The organism is Weissella cibaria (assembly GCF_004521965.1).
In the GTDB taxonomy this organism is placed as follows: domain Bacteria; phylum Bacillota; class Bacilli; order Lactobacillales; family Lactobacillaceae; genus Weissella; species Weissella cibaria_A.
Genome location: NZ_SDGK01000039.1, coordinates 1 through 1,448, shown reverse-complemented (window position 1 = coordinate 1,448; position 1,448 = coordinate 1). Strand labels below are relative to the sequence as shown.

At 40.3% G+C, this 1,448-nt stretch carries 3 protein-coding genes and 1 pseudogene; all 4 read left to right on the top strand.

From position 1 onward, the window contains the following. The first annotated feature begins 42 nt into the window (after nucleotides 1-42). The 4 genes and pseudogenes from EST42_RS06075 (at nucleotide 43) to EST42_RS11565 (ending at nucleotide 1,362) form a co-directional block, all read left to right on the top strand. Nucleotides 43-561, top strand: a complete 519-nt coding sequence (locus tag EST42_RS06075) for a helix-turn-helix domain-containing protein (RefSeq protein ID WP_245150417.1) — start codon at nucleotides 43-45, stop codon at nucleotides 559-561. 215 nt (nucleotides 562-776) lie between these two features. Continuing rightward, nucleotides 777-1,007 (top strand): annotated as a pseudogene (locus EST42_RS11575) (IS3 family transposase); the annotation flags it as partial. Next, complete coding sequence (locus tag EST42_RS11570) at nucleotides 946-1,200, top strand: DDE-type integrase/transposase/recombinase (RefSeq protein WP_134644656.1); 255 nt, start codon at nucleotides 946-948, stop codon at nucleotides 1,198-1,200. The pseudogene EST42_RS11575 and the gene EST42_RS11570, both read left to right, overlap by 62 nt. Nucleotides 1,201-1,203: 3 nt before the next feature. Beyond that, nucleotides 1,204-1,362: an integrase core domain-containing protein gene (locus EST42_RS11565; RefSeq protein WP_134644655.1), complete on the top strand. Its 159-nt coding sequence runs from the start codon at nucleotides 1,204-1,206 to the stop codon at nucleotides 1,360-1,362. The last annotated feature ends 86 nt before the right edge of the window (nucleotides 1,363-1,448 follow it).

Here is a 1,448-nt window from a genome sequence, read left to right as displayed (position 1 = left end):
ATCGGCTAAAGAATATTATTTATCTCAAGTGTTCCGGTTGAATTGACAATTCACCTGACTAAAATTTCAAAACAAACAAAGCTCAAGGCTATTCGGGAGTATCCTTCAGGAACAGATGGTAAAGGCGCTGTAGCGAAACGTTATGGTATTAATCCGAGGGCGTTCAGAGCTCTGATTGCCGCGTATGTAATGCACGGACCAGACGTGTTATTCAATACGCCAAAGGTTAATGCGGAGTTTCGGATTGTGCTGGCTTCTTGGGCAATCATAAATCACGCTTCATATACAGAAATAGCCGCCAAATTTGGTTACACCGGCATGGCCCAAATGCGTGCGTGGACAGAAATATATTCCAAACTAGGCCCAAATGGGTTATTGACTATTAAAAAGGGACGAAAACCTAAAATGCCAAATAAGAAGCCTAAGTCAGTTAAAAAATTACCGGAGCAAGAAAATCGACTTTCTCAACTCGAAGACGAAGTTCTTCGACTAAAGATTGAAAATGAAGCGTTAAAATTATTGGCCTCGATTCAGCAACGAAACGACAACTCGGAGAAGTAGCTTGCCGGCTCAAGGCGCAATTTAAGATAGTAGATATTCTAAAGGTTCTTCCGATTGCAGAAAGTACAGTACATTACTGGAAACGAAAGTTTAAAAAGGAAGACCCCGATGAGCCACTTCGCGTGGCTATCAGGACAATTTGGGAAGCGGATAATCACTATGGTGTGCGTCGAGTTTATTTAGAGTTGTGAAAGCAACCTGATTTCACAGAGGTAAATCACAAGAAGGTTCAACGACTCATGCATGAGATGGGGTTAAAAGGCGTTGGATATAATAAGCAATCACGCAAGTATGATTCATCTAAAGGTCCTGAAGGAAAGCGAGTGAAGAACAAGATTCACCGTCGTTTCAAGATTGATCGACCACTGCAAAAACTATCTAGCGATGTTACGAAATTCAAAATCCCAGCCACTGGAGAAAAAAGTATATTTAGAGCCAATTCTTGATATGTACAACAATGAGATTCTTACACATTCTATTAGCACTCGTCCAAATATCGAATTTACCTTACAACCACTTAATCAGCTCGTAGAGCAACTGCCAAAACTTACTTATCGAACAACCATTCACACTGATCAAGGCTGGCAATATCGTCACAGTGCATGGCGTAATACACTAAAGCAAAACCGCATCATCTAAAGCATGTCGCGTCGTGCGACCGCTCTAGACAATGCGGTTATGGAAAGTTTCTTTAATAAGTTGAAGATCGAAATCGGCCCATTGAACAATTATTCATCAGCAAAAGAGTTGATTGATGCAATTAACTCTTGGATACTGTATTACAACAACACACGAATTTAAGTAAAATTAAACGGCCACTCACCGGTAGAATACCGACAAATGGCCGCTTAATCAGCTAAAATATTTTACTTTAACTTTTTGGGTAC

Coding starts and splice junctions, on each gene's coding strand:
- EST42_RS11570 (WP_134644656.1), top strand. CDS start 946: ATGTTACGAAATTCAAAATCCCAGCCACTGGAGAAAAAAGTATATTTA.
- EST42_RS11565 (WP_134644655.1), top strand. CDS start 1,204: ATGTCGCGTCGTGCGACCGCTCTAGACAATGCGGTTATGGAAAGTTTC.